Raw genomic sequence first — 26,015 nt, forward strand, 5'->3', positions numbered from 1 at the left:
CCCTCGCATGTTCACCCCGCGCGCCTTCGCCGAGACCGACCTGCTCTGGCTGGACCGCCTGCTGGCGCGCGATCCATTCGTCACCGTGCTCACCGCCGGCAATGATGGCCTGCCGGAGCTGACCCGGATGCCGGTGCTGTACCGGCGTGATGGCGAGCGTATCGAGCTGCGCGGGCACTGGGCCCGCGCCAACCCGCAGTCGCGCCAGGGCGGCGCGGCCAATGTACTGGTCGACGGCCCACGCGGTTACGTCTCGGCCAGCTGGTACCCGGACAAGGAGCCCGCCGCGCGGGTGCCGACCTGGAACTACGCTGCTGCCGAGCTGCGTGGCCAGCTGCAGACCTTCGACGAAACCGATGCGCTGGCCGAGCTGGTTGGTGCGATCAGCGACCACTTCGAAGCGAGTGTCGGCCAGGCCTGGCAGTTCGATGCCACGCGTGCCGAACATGGCCCGGAGCTGCGCGCCATCGTCGGTTTCCGCTTCCAGGTCGAACACGTGCAGCTGAAGCTCAAACTGAGCCAGAACCATCCCGATGCGAACCAGCGCGCGGTGATCGCCGAACTGGAACAGCTGGGCACCCCCGCTTCCACCGAGTTGGCGCAGTGGATGCGCTGGCACCGCGAACAGGCCGCCCGCAGCGACTGAACGCCCCAGATTCCCGCGACGACGCAGCCGGACGGCTGCGGCGAGCCCCCACCCGACGCCAGGGACCCGTACATGAAAGACATCCACAAGCTGCTGCAGAACAACCGCGACTGGGCCGACCGGATCGAGAAGGAAGACCCCGAGTTCTTCCACCAGCTGGCCAAGCAGCAGCACCCCGAGTACCTGTGGATCGGCTGTTCCGATTCGCGCGTGCCGGCCAACCAGATCATCGGCATGGCCCCGGGCGAAGTGTTCGTGCACCGCAACGTCGCCAACGTGGTCGCCCACACCGACCTGAACTGCCTGAGCGTGGTGCAGTACGCGGTGGACCAGTTGAAGGTGAAGCACATCCTGATCGTTGGCCATTATGGCTGCGGCGGCGTGCATGCCTGCCTGCACAACACCCGCGTCGGCCTGGCCGACAACTGGCTGCGCCACGTCGGTGACGTGATGCAGAAGCACACCGGCATCCTCGATGCGATCGAGACTGATGAGCTCAAGCACGCACGCCTGTGCGAACTGAACGTGATCGAGCAGGTCGCCAACCTGTGCCGCTCGACCATCGTGCAGGACGCCTGGGCCCGCGGCCAGAAGCTGATGGTGCACGGCTGGGTCTACAGCCTGAAGGACGGACGCGTGCGCGAGATGGGCATCGACGTCGGTTCGCAGGAAGAGCTGCAGCCGGCCTATGAAAAGGCCCTGTCCTACGTCCCGCGCAAGGGCAAGCGCGACTGATCCCTTACGGATGACCACCATGCTCGCTTCGCCGATCAACCTGCACGCCTGGATCGAAGAGAACCGCCACCTGCTGAAGCCGCCGGTGGGCAACAAGATGATCGACAACGGTGATTTCATCGTGATGGTGGTCGGCGGGCCGAATTCGCGCACCGACTACCACTACGACGAAGGTCCGGAGTGGTTCTACCAGCTCGAAGGCGAGATGGTCCTGAAGGTGCAGGAAAACGGCGCGGTGCGTGATATTCCGATCCGTGCCGGCGAGATCTTCCTGCTGCCGGCGAAAGTGCCGCACTCGCCGCGGCGCCCGCCCGGTGGCATCGGCCTGGTGGTCGAGCGCAAGCGCCTGCCGCACGAGATGGATGGCGTGATCTGGCATTGCGAGCGCTGCAACCACAAGCTGCACGAAGAGTATTTCCCGCTGCAGAACATCGAAACCGACCTGCCCAAGGTATTCGCGCGCTACCACGCCAGCCTGGAGCTGCGCACCTGCAGCCAGTGCGGGCACGTGGATCCGCTGCCGGTGCCAGCGGCGGGCTGAGCCATCGAACGGTAGATGCCCACCCTGGTGGGCGCTTGCTCGCTCCCGCTCTGGTAGTTGCCCACCTTGGTGGGCGCTTGCTTGTACGTGCGCCAACCAAGGTTGGCGACTACCGGGCCAAGCGGCACTAGCGTTGGGTTGGCAGCTACCGGGCCATGCCCCAGGCGCTACACTGGCGGTCCCGTTGCAGCCTGTTGCCCGACCATGTCCGACCTGCTCAGCCGCACCCACGCCATCGCCCTGGACGCCGCCGATCCGCTGCGCCCGCTGCGCAATGAATTCCTGATTCCGCGCCACGGTGGCGGCGAGCAGACCTACTTCGTCGGCAACTCGCTGGGCCTGCAGCCGCGCGGCGCGCAGGCGGCGGTGCAGGAAGTGATGAAGCAGTGGGGCGAACTGGCGGTGGAAGGCCACTTCACCGGCCCGACGCAGTGGCTGTCCTACCACCGCCTGGTGAGCGCGCAGCTGGCCCGCGTGGTCGGTGCGCTGCCCAGCGAAGTGGTGGCGATGAACACGCTGAGCGTGAACCTGCACCTGATGATGGTCAGCTTCTACCGGCCGACCGCCCAGCGCCCGGTGATCCTGATGGAAGCCGGCGCGTTCCCGACCGATCGCCACGCCGTGGAAGCTCAGATCCGCTTCCATGGCTTCGACCCGGCCGAATGTCTGGTGGAAGTGCAGCCGGACGAAGCCAACGGCACGATCTCGCTGAACGCCATCGAGCGCGCCATCACCGAACACGGCCCGCGCCTGGCGCTGGTGCTGTGGCCCGGCGTGCAGTACCGCACCGGCCAGGCCTTCGACCTCGATGCGATCACCCGCGCCGCACGCCTGCAGGGCGCACGCATCGGCTTCGACCTGGCGCACTCGGTCGGCAACCTGCCGCTGCGCCTGCATGACGTAGCCCCCGATTTCGCCGTGTGGTGCCATTACAAGTACCTCAACAGCGGCCCGGGGGCAGTCGCAGGCGCCTTCGTGCACGAGCGCCACCACCGCGACACCACCCTGCCGCGCTTCGCCGGCTGGTGGGGCCATGAGGAAGCCACCCGCTTCCAGATGGCGCCGCAGTTCACGCCGGCCATCGGCGCGGAGGGTTGGCAGCTGAGCAATCCACCGATTCTCGGCCTGGCACCGCTGCGTGCCTCGCTGGACCTGTTCGAGCGCGCCGGCATGGAAGCGCTGCGCAGCAAATCGCTGGCGTTGACCGGCATGCTCGAGGCGCTGGTGCGCGCGCGCCTGCCGCAGGTGCTGGACATCATCACCCCGGCCGACCCGCAGCGCCGCGGCTGCCAGTTGTCGCTGCGCGTGATCGGTGGCCGCGAGCGTGGCCGCGCACTGTTCGAGCACCTGCGCGGCATCGGCGTGCTCGGTGACTGGCGCGAGCCCGACGTGATCCGCATCTCGCCCACCCCGCTCTACAACCGCTACCTGGACGTGCACCACTTCGTCGAGGAAGTGGAAGCCTGGGCTGGCCTTTAAGCCGGTCCCTCCCCTACTGCTGGACAGTTCGTTGATCGCACATGCTTCCCGCTCGTTGAGCATTATCGGTGCCGGCCTGGCCGGGTCCCTGCTGGCCATCCTGCTGTCACGGCAAGGCTGGCGCATCACCCTGTACGAACGCCGCGGCGATCCGCGCGTGGCCGACTACGAGAGTGGCCGCTCGATCAACCTGGCGTTGGCCGAGCGCGGGCGCAATGCGCTGCGCCAGGCGGGTGTGGAGGATGAAGTGATGGCACGCGCGGTGATGATGCGCGGCCGCATGGTGCACCCGCGCGACGGCGAACCGCAGCTGCAGCGCTATGGCCGTGATGACAGCGAAGTGATCTGGTCGATCCACCGCAGCGATCTGAACACCACGCTGCTGGAACTGGCCGAACACGCCGGCGCCACCGTGCACTTCCATCGCCGCCTGCACACCGTTGATTTCGATGCCGGCTACGCGCGTTTCATCGATGACCGCGACGACAGCCCGCACGACATCCGCTTCGACACCCTGATCGGTGCCGACGGCGCCGGTTCGGCACTGCGCGCGGCGATGAACCGCCGTGCGCCGCTGGGCGAGGACATCGCCTTCCTCGACCACTCCTACAAGGAGCTGGAGATCCCGCCGGCCGCCGACGGCAGCTTCCGCATCGAGCGCAATGCGCTGCACATCTGGCCACGCGGCCATTACATGTGCATCGCCCTGCCCAACCACGAAGGCACCTTCACCGTCACCCTGTTCCTGCCCAACCAGGGCGATCCCAGCTTCGCCACGGTCAACACCGGCGCGCAGGCCGAGGCGCTGTTCGCACGCGAGTTCGCCGACACCCTGCCGTTGATCCCGAACCTGCGCGCGGACTGGGAACAGCACCCGCCGGGCCTGCTCGGCACGCTCACCCTGGAGCGCTGGCACCAGCACGGCCGCGCCGTGCTGATCGGCGATGCCGCGCATGCGATGGTGCCGTTCCACGGCCAGGGCATGAACTGCGCGTTCGAGGACTGCGTTGCGCTGGCCCGCCACCTGATGGAGGCCGATGACCTGGAAGGCGCGTTCGCCGCGTTCGAAGCCGAGCGCAAGCCGAATGCACGTGCCATCCAGCAGATGGCGCTGGAGAACTACCTGGAGATGCGCGACCGCGTCGCCGATCCTGCGTTCCTGCTGCAGCGCGAACTGGAGCAGGAACTGCAGCGGCGCTGGCCGACCCGTTTCGTACCGCACTACACGATGGTCACCTTCCTGCACACGCCCTACGCCGAGGCGCTGCGCCGCACCGAGCTGCAGCGCGACATGCTGGTGGCCGCCACCGCCGGTCACGATTCACTGGACAACATCGACTGGGCCGCACTGGAAGCGCAGATCCACGCGCAGCTGCCGGTCCTGGAGGGCGCGCACTGATGGCCGACAGCTTCCTGTTCTACGATCTGGAAACCTTCGGCCAGGACCCGCGGCGCACGCGCATCTCGCAGTACGCCGCGATCCGTACCGACGCCGACCTCAACGAAATCGACACCCCGGTCAGCTTCTTCGTGCGCCCGGCCGATGACCTGCTGCCCTCGCCGATGGCCACCCTGGTCACCGGCATCACCCCGCAGCAGGCCCTGGCCGAGGGCATCAGCGAGGCCGAGGCCTTCGACCGCATCAACGAGCAGCTGTCGCGCCCCGGCACCTGCGCGCTGGGCTACAACACGCTGCGCTTCGACGATGAATTCGTCCGCTACGGCCTGTTCCGCAACTTCCACGACCCGTACGAGCGCGAGTGGCGCAACGGCAATTCGCGCTGGGACCTGCTGGACATGCTGCGACTGATGCGCGCGATGCGCCCGGACGGCATCCAGTGGCCGCTGCGCGAGGATGGCGCCACTTCGTTCAAGCTCGAGCACCTCGCCGAGGCCAACAACGTGCGCGAGGGCGATGCGCACGAAGCGCTGTCCGACGTACGCGCCACCATCGGCATGGCACGCTTGTTCAAGCAATCGCAGCCACGCCTGTGGGACTACGCGCTGAAGCTGCGTGACAAACGCTTCGTCGGCAGCCTGCTGGACGTGGCCGCGATGAAGCCGGTGCTGCACATTTCCATGCGCTACCCGGCCAGCCGCCTGTGTGCGGCCCCGGTGCTGCCGCTGGCCGTACACCCGACCATCAACAACCGGGTGATCGTGTTCGACCTGGAAGGCGAGATCGACGACCTGCTGGAACTGCCGGCCGAGGTGATCGCACAGCGCCTGTACATGCGCGCCAGCGAGCTGCCCGAAGGCGTGGCGCGGGTGCCGCTGAAGGAAGTGCATCTGAACAAGGTGCCGGCGCTGATCGCCTGGAACCACCTGCGCACCGATGATCACGCACGCCTCGGCCTGGACGTGGCCGCGATCGAGGCCAAGGTGGAACGGCTGCGTGCGTTCGCCCCGCAGCTGGCCGAGAAGGCTCGCCAGGTCTACAACCAGCCCCGCGCCGCCACCGTGGCCGACGTCGATGCCTCGCTGTACGACGGCTTCCTCGGCAACGGCGACAAGCCGCTGCTTGCGCTGGCGCGCACCACCGCGCCGGAGCAGTTGGCCGCACTGGAAGGCCGCTTCCGCGACCCGCGCCTGCCAGAGCTGCTGTTCCGCTACCGCGCACGCAACCATCCCGACAGCCTCGCGCCGGCTGAACGCCAGCGCTGGCAGGATTACCGCCGCCAGCGACTGCTCGGCGACGATGGCCTGGGCGAACTCAACCTGCCCCAGTACCAGCAGCAGCTCGATGCACTGGCCGCCGAAGCGCCCGACGACGCACGGCGTCAGACCCTGCTGCAATCGCTGCGCGACTGGGGCCAGCACCTGCAGGAGACGCTGTGAGCACCTACTTCTCGGACGCCAGTTTCAAGTTCCTGCGCAGCCTGGCGCGGCATAACGACAAGGCCTGGTTCAACGACCACCGCCAGCAGTATGAAGACCACGTACGGCAGCCGTTCCTGCGCCTGCTGGGCGACCTGCAGCCGGCCCTGGCCGAGGTCAGCGACCATTTCCGCGCCGATACCCGCGGCGTGGGCGGCTCGCTGTTCCGCATCCATCGCGACGCGCGCTTCTCCAACGACAAGTCACCGTACAAGACCTGGCAGGGCGCGCGCCTGTTCCATGAGCGCCGCCGCGAAGTGGCCGCGCCTTCGTTCTACGTGCACCTGCAGCCCGGCGAGAGCTTCGTCGGTGCCGGCCTGTGGCATCCGGAGCCTGAAACCCAGCGTCGCGTGCGCCACTTCATCCTCGACAACCCGGGCAGCTGGAAGGCCGCCGCGCATGCGCCGGCCCTGCGCAAGCGCTTCGATTTCGAGGAGAGCGAGAAGCTGGTGCGGCCCCCGCGTGGCTTCCCGGCCGACTTCGAGTTCATCGACGACCTCAAGCACCGCAACTGGGTGATGTGGCGCTCGCTGGACGATGCCACCATGACCGGGCCGCGCCTGCTTTCCACGCTGGGCAAGGACCTGGCGGCGCTCGGCCCGTTCGTGGACTACCTGTGCGCCGCGCTGGACCTGGAGTTCTGATGTCTCAGCATCTTCCGCTGGCCCGCCAGCGGCGCGTGCTCGGCCGCACCGGCCTGGCCGTTTCACCGATCGGCCTGGGCTGCTCCGGCTTCTGGGGTCATCGCCGTTTCCCGGAGCATGAGGCGGCCGCCGTGGTCGAACAGGCGCTCGCCCATGGGGTGAACCTGCTCGATACCGGCCACAATTATTCCGGCTTCCATGCCGAGCCACGCCTGGGCCGCATCCTGCGCCCGTTGCTGAAGCAGTACCCGCGCGATTCACTGGTGATCTCCAGCAAGGGTGGCACGCTGACCGGACAGGCCGGTATCAGCGGCGCCGAGCAACGCAACTTCTCGCCCGCGGCCATCACCGCCAGCTGCGAGGCTTCGCTGCGCAACCTCGGTCTGGATCATCTGGATATCTACCAGCTGCATGGCGCCAGCGAACACGACATCAACGACGACCTGCTGGCCGCGCTGCAGCGCCTGCGCGAGCGTGGGTTGATCCGGCACACCGGCATCAACACCCACTCGGCATCGACCCTGCGCTGGATGATCGCCCATCCCGACACCTTCGATGTGGTGCTGCTGGACTACAACGCCCTACAACAGGACCGCGAACCGCTGATCGACCAGCTGCAGGCGGTGGGCATCGGCGTGCTGGCCGGTACCGTGCTGGCGCAAGGCCACCTGCTGCCCCCGCGTCCGCGCCTGCCGCGGCTGGCCGATGGCTGGTACCTGGCGCGCGCCTGGCTGAAACCCAGCAGCCGCCAGCTGATGCGCAGCGCCCGCCAGATGCGGCGCGCCATGGGCGCGATCCACAGCCAACGCCCGGCCCAGACCGCCTTCGCCTATGCGCTGGGCCATCCCGGCGTGGCCAGCGGCATCCTCGGCACCACCCGTACCCGCAGCCTCGACGAGGTGCTGGCGACGCGGCTGGAAGCGCTGACCCCGGCCGAACGGCAACAGCTGGTCGATGCCTTCGGTGACGGCCGTGGCTCGCCCAGTCATTGAGTCTTCACCCGGCACTGCCGCCATTGCGGCAGTCTGGTCGGCATGAAGAAACTCACCGCACTCATTGTGCTGCTGGTCCTAGCCGTCGCGGCCTGGTGGTTCGGCGGCCCCTACATGACCGTCAATGGCCTGTCCAAGGCCATCGAGCAGCGCGACACCGCCCGCCTGGAACGCTACGTCGATTTCCCGCGCGTGCGCAGCAGCCTGCGCGCCCAGCTCAACGACTATCTTGTGCGCCAGGCCGGCCCCGACCTGGCAGCCAGCCCGTTCGGCGCCCTGCTCTATGGGCTGGGCGACCAGCTTGGCGGTGCCGCGGTGGAGACCATGGTGACCCCGACCGGGATCGGCGCGATGTTGCAGGGCCACGTGCTGTGGAAGCGTGGCCGCAATGAGCTGCAGGGCGGCGATGCCTTCGGTGCGACCGAACCGGCGCGGCCGCTGAAGCATGCCGAGCACCATTTCGAGGCACTGGACCGCTTCGTGATCGATGTCGATCGCGGCCCCGGCCAGCCGCCGCTGAAGGTGGTGCTGGAACCGCAGGGCCTGCGCTGGAAGGTGGTGGACCTGCAGCTGGGGATGTCCGGCAGCCCGTGACCCGACCCGTGGCCTGACGGCAACGCCAACCAAGGTTGGCGACTACCAAGGCGCGGCGCTCTGGTAGGTGCCCGCCTTGGTGGGCACGGATGCATGGCAGTGCCAACCAACGGTTGGCACCCACCCGTCGTGGCCTCAGCCCTCGTTGGCGACGCCGTGTGGTACGTGACCGGCGGCCACATGCTCGCGGGCACTGTCGATGTTGTGCTGCGAATCATCGAAGAAGATGTCGGCGCCGAACGCCTGCAGGAACGGCCCCTTGTGGCGACCACCGAGGAACAGCGCCTCGTCCAGGCGCACGCCCCACTCGCGCAGGGTGCGGATCACCCGCTCATGCGCCGGTGCCGATCGCGCGGTGACCAGTGCGGTGCGGATCGGCGCACTCTCGCCGGCCGGGAACACTTCCTGCAATGTATGCAGGGCCGACAGGAAACCGCGGAACGGACCGCCGCTGAGCGGCTCGCGGGCGCGTTCGCGCTCGTGGCGGCCAAAGGCTTCCACGCCCTGCTCGCGCGAAATGCGCTCGCTCTCGTCACCGAAGATCACGGCGTCACCGTCGAAGGCGATGCGCAGCTGGCCGGCCGGGCGACCGGTATCGATCTGGTCGGCCGCCGCAGCGGCGGTCTCGCCAGGCGGCTTGGGCAGGATGGTCGCCGCCGCAATGCCATGCCGCAGCGCGCTGCGCACCGATTCCGGGTTGGCCGACAGGAACAGGTCGGTACCGAACGGCTTCACGTACGGCCAGGTCGGCTCGCCGGCGGTGAACGTCGCACGGATGATGCCCAAGCCGTAGTGCTGGATCGAGTTGAAGATGCGCAGGCCGGTATCGGCCGAGTTGCGCGACAGCAGGATCACCTCGACCCGTGGGCTCTCCGGGCTGGTGCCCTGGTTCAGCGCCAGCAGCTTGCGCACCACCGGGAAGGCCACGCCGGGGCCGAGGATATCGTCCTCATGCTGGCGCTGGAATTCGGCATAGGCCGCCACGCCATCACTCTCGAACAGCGCATGGCTTTCCTCGAGGTCGAACAGGGCGCGCGAGGTCACCGCGACGGTCAGCAAACGGGGGGAGTTGTCGCCCATCGGTGGGGGTCCTTCAAGCGGTCGGCGGGGCCGGCCGCCCATTGTCCTCAAAAAACGAACTGTTCGCTCAGGATCCGGTCTTCCAGGTTGTGCTCCGGGTCGAACAGCAGGGTCACGCGGCGGTCCTTCGACTCACGGATGGTCACCTCGACCACGTCGCGGGTCTCGTGCGAATCCGCAGTGACGCTGACCGGCCGCTTGTAGGGATCGAGCACGCGGAAGCGCACCTCGGTGTCGGCCTTGAGAATCGCCCCGCGCCAGCGACGCGGCCGGTACGGGGCCAACGGCGTCAGCGCGATGGTATGCGAACCCAGCGGCAGCACCGGACCGTGCGCGGAATAGTTGTAGGCGGTGCTGCCGGCCGGGGTGGCCACCAGCACGCCGTCGCCGATCAGCTCGGCCACGCGTTCCTGGCCGTTGAGGTCGATGCCGATATGCGCGGCCTGCCGGGTCTGGCGCAGCAGCGACACATCGTTGTAAGCCAGCGAACCGGTACTGGTGCCCGACTCGGTCAGCGCCACCATTTCCAGCGGGCGCAGGTTGGCCGGTTCGGCACGGGCAATGCGCGCCTGCACGTCGTCGTCGCCACGGTACTGGTTCATCAGGAAGCCGACGGTGCCCAGCTTCATGCCGAACACCGGCTTGCCCAGGTGCCCATGCCGGTGCAGGGTCTGCAGCATGAAGCCGTCGCCGCCCAGCGGACACAGCACGTCGGCCTGCTCCGGCGCGTGATCGCCATAGCGCGAGACCATCGCCGCGCGGGCCATCTGTGCAGGTTCGGTGGCGCTGGCCAGGAAGGCGATGCGGGGGGTGTCGCTCATCGGTGGATCCGGATGGGTGTGCCAGCAAGAGCATACCCGGTCGTGCCGGCCGCTGGCCGGCAATCGCCCATCTGCGGGGAGGTCCATGGGGTTGCCGGCCAGCGGCCGGCACTCCCCGTCCCAGGCGCGCGCTACAAAACAGAACGGCCCCGCTTTCGCGGGGCCGTTCTGTTTCACTCATGCCAGGCATCGCCTGGCACTACTCCACTTACGCACCATGTGCGGCCAGCTGGCCCAGGCGCTGGACCGCGACCGAGACGGTCGGGTAGTCCAGGGTCTTCTGCTCGGCCAGTTCGGCCAGCATCGCCAGGGTGAAGCGCAGGCTGTTGTCATCGCGGCCCATCCATGCGGCCACCTTGGCTTCGGCACTGCCCCCCTTGGTGCCCAGCACCTGGCCGGCCAGGTTGCGGTGGTTGGCCGCCAGTTCGTCACGCAGCACGCCACGTGCCACGGCATGCCAACGGCCGTTGACCTCCAGCGCATCGACCTGCTCGAACAGCCACGGCAGCTGCAGGGCATCGCCCAGGCGGAAGTGGACCTTGGACACGTCCACCGGCTTCAGCTTGCGGGTACGGGCCAGTTCGATGATGTCGAACGCCGGCTCCAGGAAGTGCAGTTCGGCCAGCTGCTGCGCCAGCGCGGACGGCAGGCCCTTTTCCTTCCATTCGGCCACCAGGGCTTCATAGGTCGGACGCTGCGAATCCGGCAGCACACCCGAGGCAACGCGGATGTCGTTGAACGGACCCTGGTAGCGGTTGACCGCTTCGGTGATGCCCGGCATCGCGCCCGGACGCGACAGCAGCCAGCGCACGAACGAGCGCTGCAGCTTCCAGATCACTTCCAGTGCGTCGATCTGCACCGACTCCGGCACCTTGCCGTCGAGGGCATCGATCTGCGCCCACAGCGCGCGCGCATCCAGCGTTTCACGGCTGATGGTGTAGGCCTTGGCGACCTCGGCGATGGAGCGGCCGGTGTCTTCCTGCATGCGCATCAGGAAGGTGGCGCCCATGCGGTTGATGGTCTGGTTGGTCACGGCCGTGGCGATGATTTCGCGCTTCAGGCGGTGACGCTCCATCGCGTCGGCGTACTTCTTCTGCAGCGGGGTCGGGAAGTAGCGCTGCAGTTCCTTGGACAGGTACGGATCTTCCGGGATGTCCGAATCCAGCAGCTGGGCGAACGCCACCAGCTTGGAGTAGGACAGCAGCACCGACAGTTCCGGACGGGTCAGGCCCTGGCCGCGTGCCTTGCGCTGCGACAGCTCCGCATCGGACGGCAGGAACTCGATCTGGCGATCAAGCAGGCCCTGCTGTTCCAGGGTACGGATGAAGTGCTGCTTGGAACCCAGGCGCTTGACCGCCATCCGCTCCATCAGGCTCAGCGCCTGGTTCTGGCGGTAGTTGTCGTTGAGCACCAGCTCGGCGACTTCATCGGTCATCGAGGCCAGCAGCTTGTTGCGCTGCTCGACGGTCAGCTTCTTGGCCCGCACCACATCGTTGAGCAGGATCTTGATGTTGACTTCGTGGTCGGAGGTGTCGACACCGGCCGAGTTGTCGATGAAGTCGGTGTTGAGCAGCACGCCGGCCTGGGCAGCTTCGATGCGGCCCAGCTGGGTCATGCCCAGGTTGCCGCCCTCGCCCACCACCTTGCAGCGCAGCTCGCCACCGTTCACGCGCAGCGCGTTGTTGGCACGGTCGCCGACATCGCTGTGCTGCTCGCTGGCGGCCTTGACGTAGGTACCGATGCCGCCGTTCCACAGCAGGTCGACCGGCGCCTTCAGGATCGCGCTCATCAGGTCGTTCGGCGACAGCGCCTTGACGTTCTCGTCCAGGCCCAGCGCTTCACGCACCTGCGGGGTGATCTCGATCGACTTCAGGGTACGCGGGTACACGCCGCCGCCCTTGCTGATCAGCTTGGCATCGTAGTCCGCCCAGCTCGAACGCGGCACGGTGAACAGGCGCTCACGTTCAACAAACGTGGTGGCCGCATCCGGGTTCGGGTCCAGGAAGATGTGGCGGTGGTCGAACGCAGCGACCAGGCGGATGTGGCGCGACAGCAGCATGCCGTTGCCGAACACGTCGCCGGACATGTCGCCGACGCCGACCGCGGTGAAGTCCTGGCTCTGGCTGTCACGGCCCAGCGCACGGAAGTGGCGCTTGACCGACTCCCACGCACCGCGTGCGGTGATGCCCATGCCCTTGTGGTCGTAACCGACCGAACCACCGGAGGCGAACGCATCGCCCATCCAGAAGCCGTGCGCGATGGCCAGGCCGTTGGCGATGTCGGAGAAGGTCGCGGTGCCCTTGTCGGCGGCCACCACCAGGTACGGATCGTCCATGTCGTGGCGCACGACATCCACCGGCGGCACGATCTTGTTGTTGACGATGTTGTCGGTGATGTCCAGCAGGCCCTGGATGAACAGCTTGTAGCAGGCCACGCCGTTGGCGAAGATCGCATCACGGTCGCCGTTCACCGGCGGGGTCTTGGCGAAGAAGCCGCCCTTCGCGCCGACCGGCACGATGACGGTGTTCTTGACCATCTGTGCCTTGACCAGGCCCAGCACTTCGGTACGGAAGTCTTCACGACGGTCCGACCAGCGCAGGCCGCCACGGGCGACCGCGCCGAAGCGCAGGTGGGTGCCTTCCACGCGCGGGCCGTAGACGAAGATTTCGCGGTACGGGCGCGGCTTCGGCAGGTCCGGCACCAGCGCCGAATCGAACTTGAAGCTGATGACGTGGCCGTGCTGGCCCTTGGCATCGGTCTGGTAGTAGCTGGTGCGCAGGGTCGCGTCGATCACGCCCATGAACGAGCGCAGGATGCGGTCCTCGTCCAGGCTCGACACGCGGTCCATCAGCTTCAGCAGCGCATCGCGCGCGGCCTGCATCTGCGCGTCGCGGTCACCCTTGCGGGCGTCGACCACGGTCTTGAGCACCTTCAGGGTGGCGTCGTCGCCAGCAGCCAGCACGTCGAAGTGGGCCTTCAGCTGGGCCTGGCCAGCCGCGATGTCGTCCTTGCCTTCATGGCCGGTGGCCGGATCGAAGCGGGCTTCGAACAGCTCGACCAGCAGGCGGGCCAGCAGCGGGTAGCGCGCGAAGGTGCCTTCCACGTAAGCCTGCGAGAACGGCACGCCGGTCTGCAGCAGGTACTTGCAGTAGCCACGCAGCATGGCGACCTGCCGCCAGTGCAGGCCCGCAGCCAGCACCAGGCGGTTGAAGCCGTCGTTCTCGGCATCGCCGTGCCAGACGCGGGCGAAGGTCTCACCGAAGGCTTCATCGACGCTGGCGGCATCGATCGCGCCGGCGGTCGACTCGACCTCGAAGTCCTGCACGTACACCGGGGCGTTGTCGACCGACAGGCGGTACGGACGCTCGGCGATCACGCGCAGGCCCATGTTTTCCATCATCGGCAGCGCGTCCGACAGCGGAATGTCGTCCAGCTGGCGATACAGCTTCAGGCGCAGGCCATCGCCGCTTTCGCGCGGCACGGCCTGCAGGCTCAGGCGCAGGTCGTCCGGGCCGGTCAGGGCGTCGAGCTGGCTGACATCGTTGGCGGCAACCGCGGTGCTGTTGTCTTCGATGTAGCCGGCCGGCAGCGCCTTGCCGATGCGGGCGGCGATGCGCAGGCCTTCGGTCTCGCCGTGGCGGGTCACCAGCGCTTCACGCAGGTCGTCCTGCCAGTTGCGCAGCACCTGGGCCAGCTTCTGCTCCAGTTCGGCGGTATCGACGTCGAGCATTTCGCCCGGCTTCGGGCGCACGATCAGGTGCACCTGGGCCAGCGGCGATTCGCCCAGCACCACCGAGCTGTCGACGTACTCGCCGTGCAGCGCTTCCTTCAGCATCGCTTCGATGCGCAGGCGCACGTCGGTGTTGAAGCGCTCGCGCGGCAGGTAGACCAGCGCGGAGATGAAACGGCTGTACTTGTCGCGGCGCAGGAACAGGCGGCTGCGCACGCGCTCCTGCAGGCCCAGCACGCCCATCGCGGTGCGGAACAGTTCGTCCTCGCTGGACTGGAACAGTTCTTCGCGCGGCAGGGTTTCCAGGATGTGGCGCAGCGCCTTGCCGCTGTGGCTGGCCGGGGCCAGGCCCGACTGCTTCATCACGTGCTCGTGGCGCTGGCGCACCAGCGGGATTTCCCACGGGCGGCGGTTGTAGGCGCTGGAGGTGAACAGGCCGAGGAAGCGCTGCTCGCCGATGATCTTGCCCTTGGCGTCGAATTCCAGCACGCCGATGTAGTCCATGTAGCCGGCGCGGTGCACGCGCGAACGGGCATTGGTCTTGGTCAGGATCAGCGCGTCCTTCAGACCGGACGTGGTGTTCAGGCCCTGCGCGGCCAGGGTCTTGACCGGACGGGCGGCGGACTTGTCCTTGCCGCGCATCAGGCCCAGGCCGGTGTCGTTCAGCGGCGCCAGCACTTCTTCCTTGCCCTGCTTCTCGACGCGGTACTCGCGGTAGCCGAAGAAGGTGAAGTGGTTGTCGGCGGCCCAGCGCAGGAACTCCTGTGCTTCCTTGCGCGACGCGTCGTCGACCGGCAGCTGGCGGCTGCCCAGGTCGTCGGCCAGCGCCAGCGCCTTGTCCTTCATCGGCTGCCAGTCGCGCACGATCGCACGCACTTCGTCCAGCGCCTTGTTGATGGCCTGCTCGATGGCAGCCATGGCTTCGGCCGGCTGGCGGTCGATTTCCAGCAGCATCACCGACTCGGTGTCACCTTCGCCGACCTTGACCAGCTTGCCGGCCTTGTCGCGGGTGAAGCGCAGCACCGGGTGGCCCAGCACGTGGACGCCCACGCCCTGCTCGGCCAGCGACATGGTGACGGTATCGACCAGGAACGGCATGTCGTCGTTGACGATCTGCAGCACGGTGTGCGGCGATTCCCAACCGTTGGCCTTCGCGGTCGGATTGAACACGCGGACGTTGGCCTTGCCGGCCTTGCGGGTCCGGGCGAATTCCAGCGTCTCAGCCGCGAGCGCGGCCCACTCTTCAGCGCTGTGGTGCGGGAACTCGTCCGACTCCATGCGCTTGTAGAAGTCAGTGGCGAAGGCCACCGCTTCGGCCTGTGCGGCCGCGGGGTAACGCTTGCGCAATGCCGTGTACACCGGCTCCAGGGAGAAACCAGCGGTCACTGCGACCTCCGACTCTGCTGGTTTGGTCTTGTTTTTCACGGTCTTGGCTGCGGTTTTTTGCGGTTTCATGGCAGAGCGATGCGCTTGCTCAGTTGGGAAAATGAAATTGTAGCCCTACCGCACGAAAAGGCCTTGCTGCAGGACGGAATAACCAGATTCGGGTTTGCTGCGGTTTAGACGCCTATTCAGTTCGCTCCGGTATGGAGCTGGCGCCTGCTTCAGCACTGCCGACAGGATCGGCAAAGCGTGTTACCGGAAGACACACGCAGCGACGCCGATTCGATTCCACAATCCTGAACTGGACGGTATAGTCCACCGCGTGAACCCGGCCTACCTCCCCGTTGCCCTCGACGCGCGCGATGAGCGCGTGTTCGATGCCGTGCGCGAACTGCTGGCCCAGCAGGGCATGCAGATGAGCATGGACGCGGTGGCCCAGCATGCCGGCTGCTCCAAGCAGACCCTGTACTCGCGCTACGGCAGCAAGCAGGAACTGCTGCGCCGGGTGATGCAGCGCCACGTCGGCCACGCCACCGGGGCCATGCTGCGTGCACTCCGCGGTGACGACCTGCGTGCCAGCCTGCTCCAGTTCGCCACCTACTTCCTGGAGCATTTCAACCAACCGCACGTAGGACAGGCCTGCCGGCTGATTGCGGCCGAGGCGGCCCAGTTTCCCGAAGAGGCGCGTACGCTGTACCGGCATGGTGCCGGCGCGCTGACGCTTCATCTTGCTGAATGGATTGAAACCGTTTGCATGCAAGGCCAGCTCCGGCATGACGACCCGCACTTCATGGCCGAACTGCTGCTGAGCATGATCGCCGGTCAGGATTTCGACAAACAGCGCTTCCATACCCCCCATCGTGATGACGCGCTCCTGCGTCGGCGCTGGGCAGAGTTCTCCGTCGACAGCTTCCTGCGCGCGTTCGCGCCACAGCCGTCGCCGGCCCCGTCTACAAACCAACCCCGGAGTTCCTCCTGATGACCGCCCCACTCCGCACCCTTGCCTTGACGTGCGCCGTTGCTGTCGCTCTGGCTGCCTGCAAGAAGCCGGAACAGCAGATGCCCCCGCCGCCGGAGGTGGGCGTGATCGACGCCAAGCCGCAGACCCTGCCGCTGCAGCGCGAGCTGGTCGGCCGCCTGTCGCCGTTCCGCAGCGCCGACGTCCGCGCACGCGTGCCCGGCGTGCTGCTCAAGCGCGTCTACCAGGAAGGCTCGCAGGTCAAGCAGGGCCAGACCCTGTTCCTGATCGACCCGGCGCCGCTGCGTGCCTCGCTCAATGCCTCCGAGGCGCAGCTGGCCTCGGCCCGCGCGACCTACGCCAACGCCAAGGTCGCCGCCGACCGCGCACGTTCGCTGGCCCCGCAGCAGTTCGTCTCCAAGGCCGACCTGGACAATGCCGAATCGGCCGAGCGCACCGCGCTGGCCGCGGTCAAGCAGGCCGAAGCATCGGTGACCTCCTCGCGCATCAGCCTGGGCTACACCGAAGTGACCGCGCCGATCAGCGGCGTGGCCAACAAGCAGCAGGTCACCGAGGGCGCGCTGGTCGGCCAGGGCGACGTGACCCTGCTGACCACCGTCGACCAGCTCGACCCGCTGTACGTCAACTTCTCGCTGAGCGTGGATGAACTGACCCAGCTGCGCGCGCAGCAGGCCAAGGGCGCGCTGGCGCTGTCCGGCGACGGCAAGGCCACGGTCAACGTCAAGCTGGCCGACGGCAGCACCTATGGCGAGCCGGGCACGCTGGACTTCTCCTCGACCACGGTCGACCCGGCCACCGGTGCGGTGTCGCTGCGCGCGCTGCTGCCGAACCCGCAGCAGATCCTGCTGCCGGGTGCCTTCGTCAGCTTCCAGGCCAACCTGGGCGAGCGCAACAACGCCTACCTGGTGCCGCAGCAGGCCCTGCTGCGCGACACCACCGGCGGCTACGTGATGGTGGTCGGTGCCGACGGCAAGGTCGTGCGCAAGAACGTGAAGACCGATGGCGCGCAGAACGGCAACTGGCTGGTCAGCGACGGCCTGGCCGCCGGTGACAAGGTGATCGTGGCCGGCGTGCAGAAGGTCAAGGAAGGTGCACCGGCGGTGGCCAAGCCGTGGACCCCGGGGCAGGACGCCAACGGCAAGCCTGCCGCAGGCGGCGCCGCTCCGGCGGGCGCAGCACCGGCTGCAGGCAAGGCACCGGCCGACGCGGCCAAGCCCGAGCAGGCCGATGCGGCCAAGCCGGCCGCCACCGATTCGAACAAGCAGTAACGGGAACCTTCCGTCATGCCTAAATTTTTCATCGAGCATCCAGTTTTCGCCTGGGTGGTTGCGATCCTGATCTCGCTCAGCGGCGTGATCGCGATCCTCAACCTGGGCGTGGAGTCCTATCCCAACATCGCCCCGCCGCAGGTCACCGTCTCGGCGACCTACCCGGGCGCCAGCGCGGACACCACCGAGAAATCGGTCACCCAGGTGATCGAGCAGCAGCTGACCGGTATCGATCACCTGCTGTACTTCAGTTCCTCGTCGGCCTCAAACGGCCGTGCGCAGATCACCCTGACCTTCGAGACCGGTACCGATCCGGACATCGCCCAGGTGCAGGTGCAGAACAAGGTCTCGCTGGCCACGCCACGACTGCCTTCGGAAGTGACCCAGCAGGGCGTGGTGGTGGCCAAGGCCAACGCCGGCTTCCTGATGGTGATCGCGCTGCAGTCCGATACGCCGGCCATCAACCGTGATGCCCTGAACGACATCGTCGGTTCGCGCGTGCTCGACCAGGTCTCGCGTATCCCCGGCGTCGGCAGCACCCAGCAGTTCGGTTCCGAGTACGCCATGAACATCTGGCTGAACCCGGAAAAGATGCAGGGCTACGGCCTGTCGGCCAGCCAGGTGCTGGCCGCGGTGCGTGCGCAGAACGTGCAGTTCGCTGCCGGTGCGCTGGGTTCGGACCCGTCGCCGGAAGGCCAGCACTTCACCGCCACGGTCTCGGCCGAAGGCCGCTTCAGCTCGCCGCAGGAGTTCGAGAACATCATCCTGCGCGCCAACGCTGACGGTTCGCGCGTGCTGCTGAAGGACATCGCCCGCGTTGCCTTCGGTGCCAACAACTACGGCTTCGACACCCAGTACAACGGCAAGCCGACCGGCGCCTTCGCCATCCAGCTGCTGCCGGGCGCCAACGCCCTGAACGTGGCCGATGCGGTGCGCGCCAAGATGGACGAGCTGCAGCCCAGCTTCCCGTCCGGCGTGACCTGGTTCTCGCCGTACGACAGCACCACCTTCGTCAAGATCTCTATCCAGGAAGTGGTCAAGACACTGTTTGAAGCAGTGTTCCTGGTGTTCCTGGTGATGCTGATCTTCCTGCAGAACTTCCGCGCGACGCTGATCCCGACCCTGGTCATCCCGGTGGCCCTGCTCGGCACCTTCCTGGGCATGTGGATGATCGGCTTCACGATCAACCAGCTGACCCTGTTCGCGATGGTGCTGGCGATCGGCATCGTGGTCGATGACGCGATCGTGGTGATCGAGAACGTCGAACGCATCATGACCGAGGAAGGCCTGGCGCCGAAGCCGGCCACGCAGAAGGCGATGACCCAGATCACCGGCGCGGTGGTGGCGATCACCGTCGTGCTGGCTGCGGTGTTCATCCCGTCCGCCCTGCAGGGCGGCGCCGCCGGTGAGATCTACAAGCAGTTCGCGCTGACCATCGCCATCTCGATGGCGTTCTCGGCGTTCCTGGCCCTGGGCTTCACCCCGGCGCTGTGCGCGACCTTCCTCAAGCCGACGCACAACGACAACCCGAACATCGTCTACCGCACCTTCAACAAGTACTACGACAAGATCAGCCACACCTATGTGGGCCACATCACCTCGGCGGTGCGCCATGCGCCGCGCTGGATGATCCTGTTCGTGGTGCTGACCGCGCTGTGCGGCTTCCTGTTCACCCGCATGCCGGGCAGCTTCCTGCCGGAAGAAGACCAGGGCTATGCGCTGGCGATCGTGCAGCTGCCGCCGGGCTCGACCAAGGGCCAGACCAACGAAGTGTTCGCGCAGATGCGTGGCATCCTGGAAAAGCAGGATGGCTATGAAGGCATGCTGCAGGTGGCCGGCTTCAGCTTCGTCGGTTCCGGCGAGAATGTGGGCATGGGCTTCATCCGCCTGAAACCGTGGGAGGAACGCAAGTTCACCGCGCCCGAGTTCATCCAGAACATGAACGGCGCGTTCTACGGCATCAAGGAAGCGCAGATCTTCGTGGTCAACCTGCCCACCGTGCAGGGCCTCGGCCAGTTCGGCGGCTTCGACATGTGGCTGCAGGACCGCAGTGGTGCCGGCTACGAACAGCTGACCCAGGCGCGCAACATCCTGCTGGGCAAGGCTGCGCAGAAGCCCGAAGCACTGGTCGGCGTGCGTCCGAACGGGCTGGAAAACGCCCCGCAGCTGCAGCTGCACGTGGACCGCGTGCAGGCGCAGTCGATGGGCATGTCGGTATCGGACGTGTACAGCACCATCCAGCTGATGCTGGCCCCGGTGTACGTCAACGACTTCTTCTACGAAGGCCGCATCAAGCGCGTGACCATGCAGGCCGATGGCCCGTACCGCACCGGCCAGGAATCGCTGAAGAGCTTCTACAGCCCGTCCAGCCTGACCACCAATGCCGACGGCACCAACGCGATGATCCCGCTCAACACGGTGGTCAAGTCCGAATGGGTGTCGGCACCGCCGTCGCTGAGCCGCTACAACGGCTACTCGGCGATCAACATCGTCGGCTCGCAGGCCCCGGGCACCAGCTCGGGTGAAGCGATGCAGACCATGGAGAGCATCGTCAACGACAACCTGCCGGCCGGCTTCGGCTACGACTGGTCCGGCATGTCCTACCAGGAAATCCTGGCCGGCAATGCCGCGACGCTGCTGCTGGTGCTGTCCATCGTGGTGGTGTTCCTCTGCCTTGCGGCCCTGTACGAAAGCTGGTCGATCCCGGTGGCGGTGCTGCTGGTCGTGCCGCTGGGCGTGCTCGGTGCCCTCGGCCTGTCGATGCTGCGCGGCCTGCCCAACGATCTGTTCTTCAAGATCGGCCTGATCACCGTGATCGGCCTGGCGGCGAAGAACGCGATCCTGATCGTGGAGTTCGCGGTGGAGCAGCGCGCAGCCGGCAGGAACCTGCGCGATGCCACCATCGAAGCGGCCCGCCTGCGCTTCCGCCCGATCCTGATGACCTCGTTCGCGTTCATCATGGGCGTGATCCCGATGGCGATCTCCACCGGTGCCGGCGCCAACTCCCGCCACGCCATCGGTACCGGCGTGATCGGCGGCATGCTGTTCGCCACCCTGCTCGGCCTGCTGATGATCCCGGTGTTCTTCGTGGTCGTGCGCCGCATGCTGGGTGACAAGCTGGATGAACCGTCCAAGGAGTTCATGGAACGCCAGCGCGACGCGGATGCTGCACACCGCCCGGATCGTTGATCCGGCAGTGCGCTGAAACGAAAAGGCCCCGGAGTGATCCGGGGCCTTTTTTTCTTGCCGCTTTTGAATTCCTGCCAACCAAGGTTGGCCTCTACAGGAACAACAGCATGGCCGGTAGCCGCCAACCTTGGTTGGCGCTGTTCGGGCAGCGCCTCAGCGCAGCAGTGCGACCACCACGCACACCGCCACCAGAACCAGCGCGGCCCACTGCATCGGTACGAAGAAGAAATGATGGCGCGCAGCCTCGCCCTTCTGCCGGGGCGCACGGTTGAGCCACAGGCCCAGCAGCACGTTCACGGTTGCGCCGATACCTGCCCCCAGCAGCACCTGCTGCAGCGGAATATTGCCCTTGGGGCCGTCATGCGGGAAGAAGTACGCCAGCAGCAGGATCGCTGCAATCGGCGTCACCAGCGTCATGATTCCCCAACCGCGGTAGATCATCTGCACGTTCTCCGTGAAAGCGGATGGCATTGTAGTGGGAAGGCCAACGCTGTCGTGATCATCCAGTGCCGGCCAGCCACTTCAACGCTGCCAGACAGCGGCTGTCGGCTCGTGCCGGCTCGTCCAGGTCATCTGCGGCGATCGTTGACGCCTGCCAACACAGCCGAAGAAGGTGTGAACTGCCTCGCAACGCTGCTCGCGTGGCGACGCTATCCATGTCGCTCCTTCAATGGACTGTACAAGGAGCTCCCATGCCCGGCTTTCCTCGCAGTCAGCGGCTCGCCGCCTGCCTCCTGCTTGCAGCTGCCATCGCCTCACAATCGCCCGCCCGTGCCGGCGGCGTCGTGCCCTGCAGCCCCTGCGCCGACCCGCGCTCGGCCGCACTCCAGTCCGGAGTGGGCCTGACGGTCGTGGTCGACCCGGACCAGCGTCGGCTCAATGGCTACACCGTGGAATATGACCGCGAGCTACGGCGCTATCGTGCCGTTCCCACAGCGGTCCCAGCGGAAGTGACCGCGACGTTCAAGCGGATCCTTGCACTGCCGCAGGGCCACATTGCATCCGGGACACAGTTCGTCCCGCAAGCCTTCGGCAACGGCGCCGTCGTCCCCATCCACCCCGACGATCCACAGAGCGCGAACGGGATCACCTTCCCGCCAGCAATGAAAGACCTCAACGCCTATGACGTGGTCCATTCGGCAACCTACCGCAGCCAGCTGGAACTCGCCGTTGGCCAGGCCTTCAGCGGCGCCAACAGCGAACACGCGGCGTGGAACTCGCTGGCCACCACCCTCTCTTCGATCGTCCTGAGCTGGGTCAGCAAGCTGTTCGGGGTGCAGACGGTGACCTATGTCATCACCTGGCGCGATGGCTCCCGGACCAGGCTGGTGATCTCACCGGACTCCGTCGACAGAGCCCGATACGTTTCCGGCGAAAGCGTGGATGCCAGCGGCAACCGCATTCCCGATGGCGCGGCATCCAATGCCGAAACCGGCGAAGGCTACTCTGGCGCCTATCACTTCAATGACGAACAGAGCTACCAGAACTGGCTGGATTCAGCGCACCTGTATGGCGTGCAGATCATCATCAATCCGGGCGCAGCGCCGTCCGGCCCCATCTGCCGCTGGGATGGCAGGCAACTCCAGTGCGATGTGCCGCGCTGACGCGCTGCCGGTGGGATGTCGTCATCCCTGCATGGCAGGGGGCCGCGCCGCCCTTGCGGCGGCGCGGCCATGCAACTCAGCGCAGCCCGGTCTCGTTGCGGGCGATCACCAGGCGCTGGATCTCCGAGGTGCCCTCGTAGATCTCGGTGATCTTCGCATCACGGAAGTAGCGCTCCAGCGGCATTTCCTTGGAATAGCCCATACCGCCGTGGATCTGCACGGCCTGGTGGGTGATCCACATCGCCGCTTCCGAAGCGGTCAGCTTGGCCACCGCTGCTTCGGTGCTGAAGCGCTTGCCCTGGCCCTTCACCCATGCCGCGCGCAGGGTCAGCAGCAGCGCTGCGTCCAGCTTGCACTTCATGTCGGCGATCTTGGCCTGGGTCATCTGGAAGGTACCGATGGCCGCGCCGAACGCCTTGCGCTCCTTCACGTACGCCAGGGTCGCTTCATAGGCAGCACGGGCGATGCCGATGGCCTGCGAGGCGATACCGATGCGGCCGGCATCGAGCACGCTCATCGCGATCTTGAAGCCCTCGCCTTCCTGGCCCAGCACGTCTTCGGCCTGTGCCACGTAATCGTTGAACTCGATCTCGCAGGTGGCCGAGGCACGGATACCGAGCTTGGGCTCGGTCTTGCCACGACCGAAACCGGCCTTGTCAGTATCGATGATGAAGGCGGTGATGCCGCGCGCGCCCTTGTCCGGCTCGCTCATCGCGAACAGCACGATGTACTTGGCCACCGGGCCGGAGGTGATCCAGCTCTTCTTGCCATTGATGACGAAGGTGCCGTCGGCCTGCTTCACCGCGCGGCAGCGCATGGCGGTGGCATCGGAGCCGGACTGCGGCTCGGTCAGCGCAAACGCGCCGATGGCCATGCCTTCGGCGATGGCACGCACGTAGGTCTGCTTCTGCTGCTCGGTACCATGGGTGAGGATGCCGTTGCAGAACAGCGAGTTGTTGACCGACATGATGGTCGAGTGGGCTGCGTCGGCGGCGGCGACCTCCACCATCGCCAGCACGTACGCAACCGGGTCCATGCCCGCACCGCCGTATTCGGTCGGCACTTCGATGCCCATCAGGCCGTTCTCGCCCAGCAGGCGGATGTTGTCCAGCGGGAACTCGCCGGTGCGGTCATGGTGCTCCGCGCTGGGGGCGATCTTTTCCTGCGCGATGCGCCGCGCCACGTCCTGCAGCATCAACTGCTCTTCGGTAAAGCTGAAATCCACAACACCCTCCCGGGTACATGAAGTTATGGGCCGCATACGGCGCGCCCAGGTGCCCCGATTGTACCGGGGCCCGGATGCTTCCGTACGCTGGCGACTTGACCGCGGCAGGCCTTCTCGGCGAATATATCTCTATATCGCGATAGGTAGATATTTATGGATCTGGAAGACTGGTCGACCCGCCTGAAGGTGTTCGCCGATGCCACCCGCGTGCGCCTGCTGGCGCTGCTGGAGCAGGAGGAACTGACCGTGGCCGAACTGTCGGCGATCACCCGGCTGGCGCAGCCGCGCGTGTCCACCCACCTGGCGCGCCTGAAGGAAGCCGGCCTGGTCCGCGACCGCCGTGCCGGCGTGTCGGCCTACTACCGCTTCGACGAGGCCCAGCTGGACCCAGCGCAGCGTGCATTGTGGCATGCCTTGAGCAACGGAAGCGACGACCCGTTGCTGCGGCAGGACGCCGAGCGCGTGGCTGCAGTACTGGCCCACCGCGCCTCGGACCAGAACTGGGCCGACAGCGTGGCCGGCGACATGGAACGCCACTACTCTCCGGGCCGTACCTGGGAGGCGCTGGCGCGCACCGCCTTGCCGTTGCTGGAAACCGGCGACGTGCTGGACATCGCCTCCGGTGACGGCGTGCTGGCCGAACTGGTCGCCCCCCACGCCAAGCGCTACATCTGCATCGATACCAGCGCGCGCGTGGTCGCGGCCGCCAGCGAGCGCCTGCGCCGGCTGCCCAATGTGGAGGTGCGCGAGGGCGACATGCATGCCCTGCCGTTCAAGGACGGCAGCTTCGACCTGGTGGTGCTGATGCACGCGCTGACCTACGCCAGCAAACCGGCGCAGGCGGTGACCGAGGCCGCACGCGTGCTGCGCCCGGGCGGCCGCCTGCTGCTGTGCAGCCTGGCCCGCCACGAGCACAAGGCGGCGGTGGAGGCCTACGGCCACGTCAACCTCGGCTTCAGCGACAAGGAGCTGCGCAAGTTCGTCGACAAGGCCGGCCTGCAGGTGTCCAGCCTGGAGACGGTCACCCGCGAGAAGCGTCCGCCGCACTTCGAAGTGATTTCGCTGATCGCCAACAAGCCCTGAGCCCGAGACCGCCATGCCCGCCCTGCCCTGGTTGCATCCTGATCGTGCCAATGCCCTGCTCGACGCCCTGCGCGAGCGGATCCTGATCATCGACGGTGCGATGGGCACCATGATCCAGCGCCATGGCCTGCAGGAAGACGACTACCGCGGCGAGCGTTTCGCCGGTGGCTATGACCATGCGCACGGCCCCGGCTGCGACCACGGCGCGCCGGAAGGCCATGACCTGAAGGGCAACAACGATCTGCTGCTGTTGACCCGGCCGCAGGTCATCGCCGACATCCATACCGCCTACCTGGATGCCGGCGCGGATCTGGTCGAGACCAACACCTTCAACGCCACGTCGGTCAGCCAGGCCGACTACCACCTCGAACACCTGGTATACGAGCTGAACAAAGCCGGGGCCGCGGTCGCACGCACCTGCTGCGATGCCGTGGCCGCGACCACGCCGGGCAAACCGCGCTTCGTGATCGGGGTGATCGGCCCTACCAGCCGCACCGCCTCGATCAGCCCCGACGTCAATGATCCCGGCTTCCGCAACACCAGCTTCGACGAGCTTCGCGACACCTATCGCGAAGCCATCGAGGGCCTGATCGACGGCGGCGCCGACACCCTCATGGTCGAAACCATCTTCGATACCCTCAACGCGAAAGCCGCGCTGTATGCACTGGAGGAGGCCTTCGACGCCCGTGGCGCACGCCTGCCGGTGATGATCTCCGGCACCATCACCGATGCCTCCGGGCGCACGCTGTCCGGACAGACCGCCGAGGCCTTCCATGCGTCACTGGCGCATGCGCGCCCGCTGTCGATCGGCTTGAACTGCGCGTTGGGCGCCGATGCGATGCGCCCGCACGTGGAAACCCTCTCACAGGTCGCCGACTGCTACGTCAGTGCGCATCCCAACGCAGGCCTGCCCAATGCCTTCGGCGAGTACGACGAGACGCCCGAGGACATGGCCGGCACCCTGCGTGGTTTCGCCGAGGATGGCCTGTTGAACCTGGTCGGCGGCTGCTGCGGCTCCACACCCGACCACATCCGTGCGATCGCCCAGGCCGTGGCCGGGCTGCCGCCGCGCGCCCTGCCCGGTGTCCAGGAGCAGGCCGCATGAATGTCGCCGCCACCGTTCCGCACTTCCCGCCCTATTGCTG

Annotated in this window: 19 protein-coding genes and 1 pseudogene; 15 read left to right on the forward strand and 5 right to left on the reverse strand. The window is 66.9% G+C overall.

Features of this window, described 5'->3' with window-relative positions; all coding sequences use genetic code 11:
- The first annotated feature begins 7 nt into the window (after nt 1-7).
- The 9 genes from ACUZUJ_RS14155 to ACUZUJ_RS14195 all read left to right on the forward strand — a co-directional run bounded on the left by ACUZUJ_RS14155 (nt 8) and on the right by ACUZUJ_RS14195 (nt 8,508).
- A complete protein-coding gene (locus ACUZUJ_RS14155; protein ID WP_458219931.1) occupies nt 8-646 on the forward strand; it encodes an FMN-binding negative transcriptional regulator in 639 nt (212 codons plus the stop codon).
- A 72-nt stretch (nt 647-718) separates the two neighbouring features.
- Entirely contained in the window at nt 719-1,381 is a 663-nt protein-coding gene (gene can, locus ACUZUJ_RS14160; RefSeq protein WP_014037740.1) for a carbonate dehydratase, read from the forward strand.
- A gap of 19 nt (nt 1,382-1,400) precedes the next feature.
- Nucleotides 1,401-1,922 carry a 3-hydroxyanthranilate 3,4-dioxygenase gene (locus ACUZUJ_RS14165; RefSeq protein ID WP_049443315.1) on the forward strand — a complete coding sequence of 174 codons (522 nt, stop codon included), beginning with the start codon at nt 1,401-1,403 and terminating at the stop codon, nt 1,920-1,922.
- A 204-nt stretch (nt 1,923-2,126) separates the two neighbouring features.
- Nucleotides 2,127-3,401, forward strand: a complete 1,275-nt coding sequence (gene kynU / locus ACUZUJ_RS14170) for a kynureninase (RefSeq protein ID WP_049443201.1) — start codon at nt 2,127-2,129, stop codon at nt 3,399-3,401.
- A 31-nt stretch (nt 3,402-3,432) separates the two neighbouring features.
- On the forward strand, nt 3,433-4,800 hold the full coding sequence (locus ACUZUJ_RS14175) for an FAD-dependent oxidoreductase (protein WP_458219932.1): 1,368 nt from the start codon (nt 3,433-3,435) through the stop codon (nt 4,798-4,800).
- A complete protein-coding gene (gene sbcB / locus ACUZUJ_RS14180) occupies nt 4,800-6,239 on the forward strand; it encodes an exodeoxyribonuclease I (RefSeq protein WP_101765763.1) in 1,440 nt (479 codons plus the stop codon). Before ACUZUJ_RS14175 ends, sbcB begins: the two co-directional genes overlap by 1 nt.
- On the forward strand, nt 6,236-6,922 hold the full coding sequence (locus ACUZUJ_RS14185; protein WP_032127674.1) for a DUF2461 domain-containing protein: 687 nt from the start codon (nt 6,236-6,238) through the stop codon (nt 6,920-6,922). Before sbcB ends, ACUZUJ_RS14185 begins: the two co-directional genes overlap by 4 nt.
- Nucleotides 6,922-7,914 carry an aldo/keto reductase gene (locus ACUZUJ_RS14190; protein WP_458219933.1) on the forward strand — a complete coding sequence of 331 codons (993 nt, stop codon included), beginning with the start codon at nt 6,922-6,924 and terminating at the stop codon, nt 7,912-7,914. The genes ACUZUJ_RS14185 and ACUZUJ_RS14190 overlap by 1 nt, the downstream gene beginning before the upstream one ends.
- 42 nt (nt 7,915-7,956) lie before the next feature.
- Entirely contained in the window at nt 7,957-8,508 is a 552-nt protein-coding gene (locus tag ACUZUJ_RS14195; RefSeq protein WP_432592516.1) for a DUF2939 domain-containing protein, read from the forward strand.
- 135 nt (nt 8,509-8,643) lie between these two features.
- Here the strand turns inward: ACUZUJ_RS14195 and ACUZUJ_RS14200 are convergent, their stop codons facing one another.
- The 3 genes from ACUZUJ_RS14200 to ACUZUJ_RS14210 all read right to left on the reverse strand — a co-directional run bounded on the left by ACUZUJ_RS14200 (nt 8,644) and on the right by ACUZUJ_RS14210 (nt 15,594).
- Complete coding sequence (locus tag ACUZUJ_RS14200; protein WP_458219934.1) at nt 8,644-9,588, reverse strand: 5'-nucleotidase; 945 nt, start codon at nt 9,586-9,588, stop codon at nt 8,644-8,646.
- A 47-nt stretch (nt 9,589-9,635) separates the two neighbouring features.
- The gene (locus ACUZUJ_RS14205; RefSeq protein ID WP_032962058.1) at nt 9,636-10,409 is read right to left on the reverse strand and encodes an NAD kinase; all 774 of its coding nucleotides are present in this window, start codon (nt 10,407-10,409) and stop codon (nt 9,636-9,638) included.
- A 208-nt stretch (nt 10,410-10,617) separates the two neighbouring features.
- Nucleotides 10,618-15,594: an NAD-glutamate dehydrogenase gene (locus tag ACUZUJ_RS14210; protein WP_458219935.1), complete on the reverse strand. Its 4,977-nt coding sequence runs from the start codon at nt 15,592-15,594 to the stop codon at nt 10,618-10,620.
- Nucleotides 15,595-15,844: 250 nt separating this feature from the next.
- Between ACUZUJ_RS14210 and ACUZUJ_RS14215 the strand changes: the two genes are divergently transcribed.
- From ACUZUJ_RS14215 to ACUZUJ_RS14225, 3 genes are read left to right on the forward strand one after another with little or no spacing between them, the layout of a single operon-like run.
- Nucleotides 15,845-16,501: a TetR/AcrR family transcriptional regulator gene (locus ACUZUJ_RS14215; protein WP_458219936.1), complete on the forward strand. Its 657-nt coding sequence runs from the start codon at nt 15,845-15,847 to the stop codon at nt 16,499-16,501.
- On the forward strand, nt 16,501-17,769 hold the full coding sequence (locus ACUZUJ_RS14220; RefSeq protein ID WP_014037750.1) for an efflux RND transporter periplasmic adaptor subunit: 1,269 nt from the start codon (nt 16,501-16,503) through the stop codon (nt 17,767-17,769). Before ACUZUJ_RS14215 ends, ACUZUJ_RS14220 begins: the two co-directional genes overlap by 1 nt.
- A 15-nt stretch (nt 17,770-17,784) precedes the next feature.
- Complete coding sequence (locus ACUZUJ_RS14225; protein ID WP_510468047.1) at nt 17,785-20,958, forward strand: multidrug efflux RND transporter permease subunit; 3,174 nt, start codon at nt 17,785-17,787, stop codon at nt 20,956-20,958.
- A 153-nt stretch (nt 20,959-21,111) separates the two neighbouring features.
- Here the strand turns inward: ACUZUJ_RS14225 and ACUZUJ_RS14230 are convergent, their stop codons facing one another.
- The gene (locus ACUZUJ_RS14230) at nt 21,112-21,399 is read right to left on the reverse strand and encodes a hypothetical protein (RefSeq protein ID WP_075678314.1); all 288 of its coding nucleotides are present in this window, start codon (nt 21,397-21,399) and stop codon (nt 21,112-21,114) included.
- Between the two features lie 251 nt (nt 21,400-21,650).
- Here ACUZUJ_RS14230 and ACUZUJ_RS14235 point away from each other — a divergent pair, with 251 nt between their 5' ends.
- Nucleotides 21,651-22,562 (forward strand): hypothetical protein, encoded by a 912-nt coding sequence (locus ACUZUJ_RS14235; RefSeq protein WP_458219937.1) that lies wholly within the window; start codon nt 21,651-21,653, stop codon nt 22,560-22,562.
- A 76-nt stretch (nt 22,563-22,638) separates the two neighbouring features.
- On the opposite strand, the gene ACUZUJ_RS14240 is transcribed toward ACUZUJ_RS14235, so the two are convergent.
- Nucleotides 22,639-23,787: an acyl-CoA dehydrogenase family protein gene (locus tag ACUZUJ_RS14240; RefSeq protein ID WP_458219938.1), complete on the reverse strand. Its 1,149-nt coding sequence runs from the start codon at nt 23,785-23,787 to the stop codon at nt 22,639-22,641.
- A 153-nt stretch (nt 23,788-23,940) separates the two neighbouring features.
- Between ACUZUJ_RS14240 and ACUZUJ_RS14245 the strand changes: the two are divergent.
- Together ACUZUJ_RS14245 and ACUZUJ_RS14250 are read left to right on the forward strand one after the other, a co-directional pair.
- Nucleotides 23,941-24,738 (forward strand): annotated as a pseudogene (locus tag ACUZUJ_RS14245) (ArsR/SmtB family transcription factor); the annotation flags it as partial.
- A gap of 145 nt (nt 24,739-24,883) precedes the next feature.
- Nucleotides 24,884-25,975 carry a homocysteine S-methyltransferase family protein gene (locus tag ACUZUJ_RS14250; protein WP_049443192.1) on the forward strand — a complete coding sequence of 364 codons (1,092 nt, stop codon included), beginning with the start codon at nt 24,884-24,886 and terminating at the stop codon, nt 25,973-25,975.
- Nucleotides 25,976-26,015 lie beyond the last annotated feature (40 nt).

It is taken from the genome of Stenotrophomonas sp. S4, assembly GCF_054187805.2.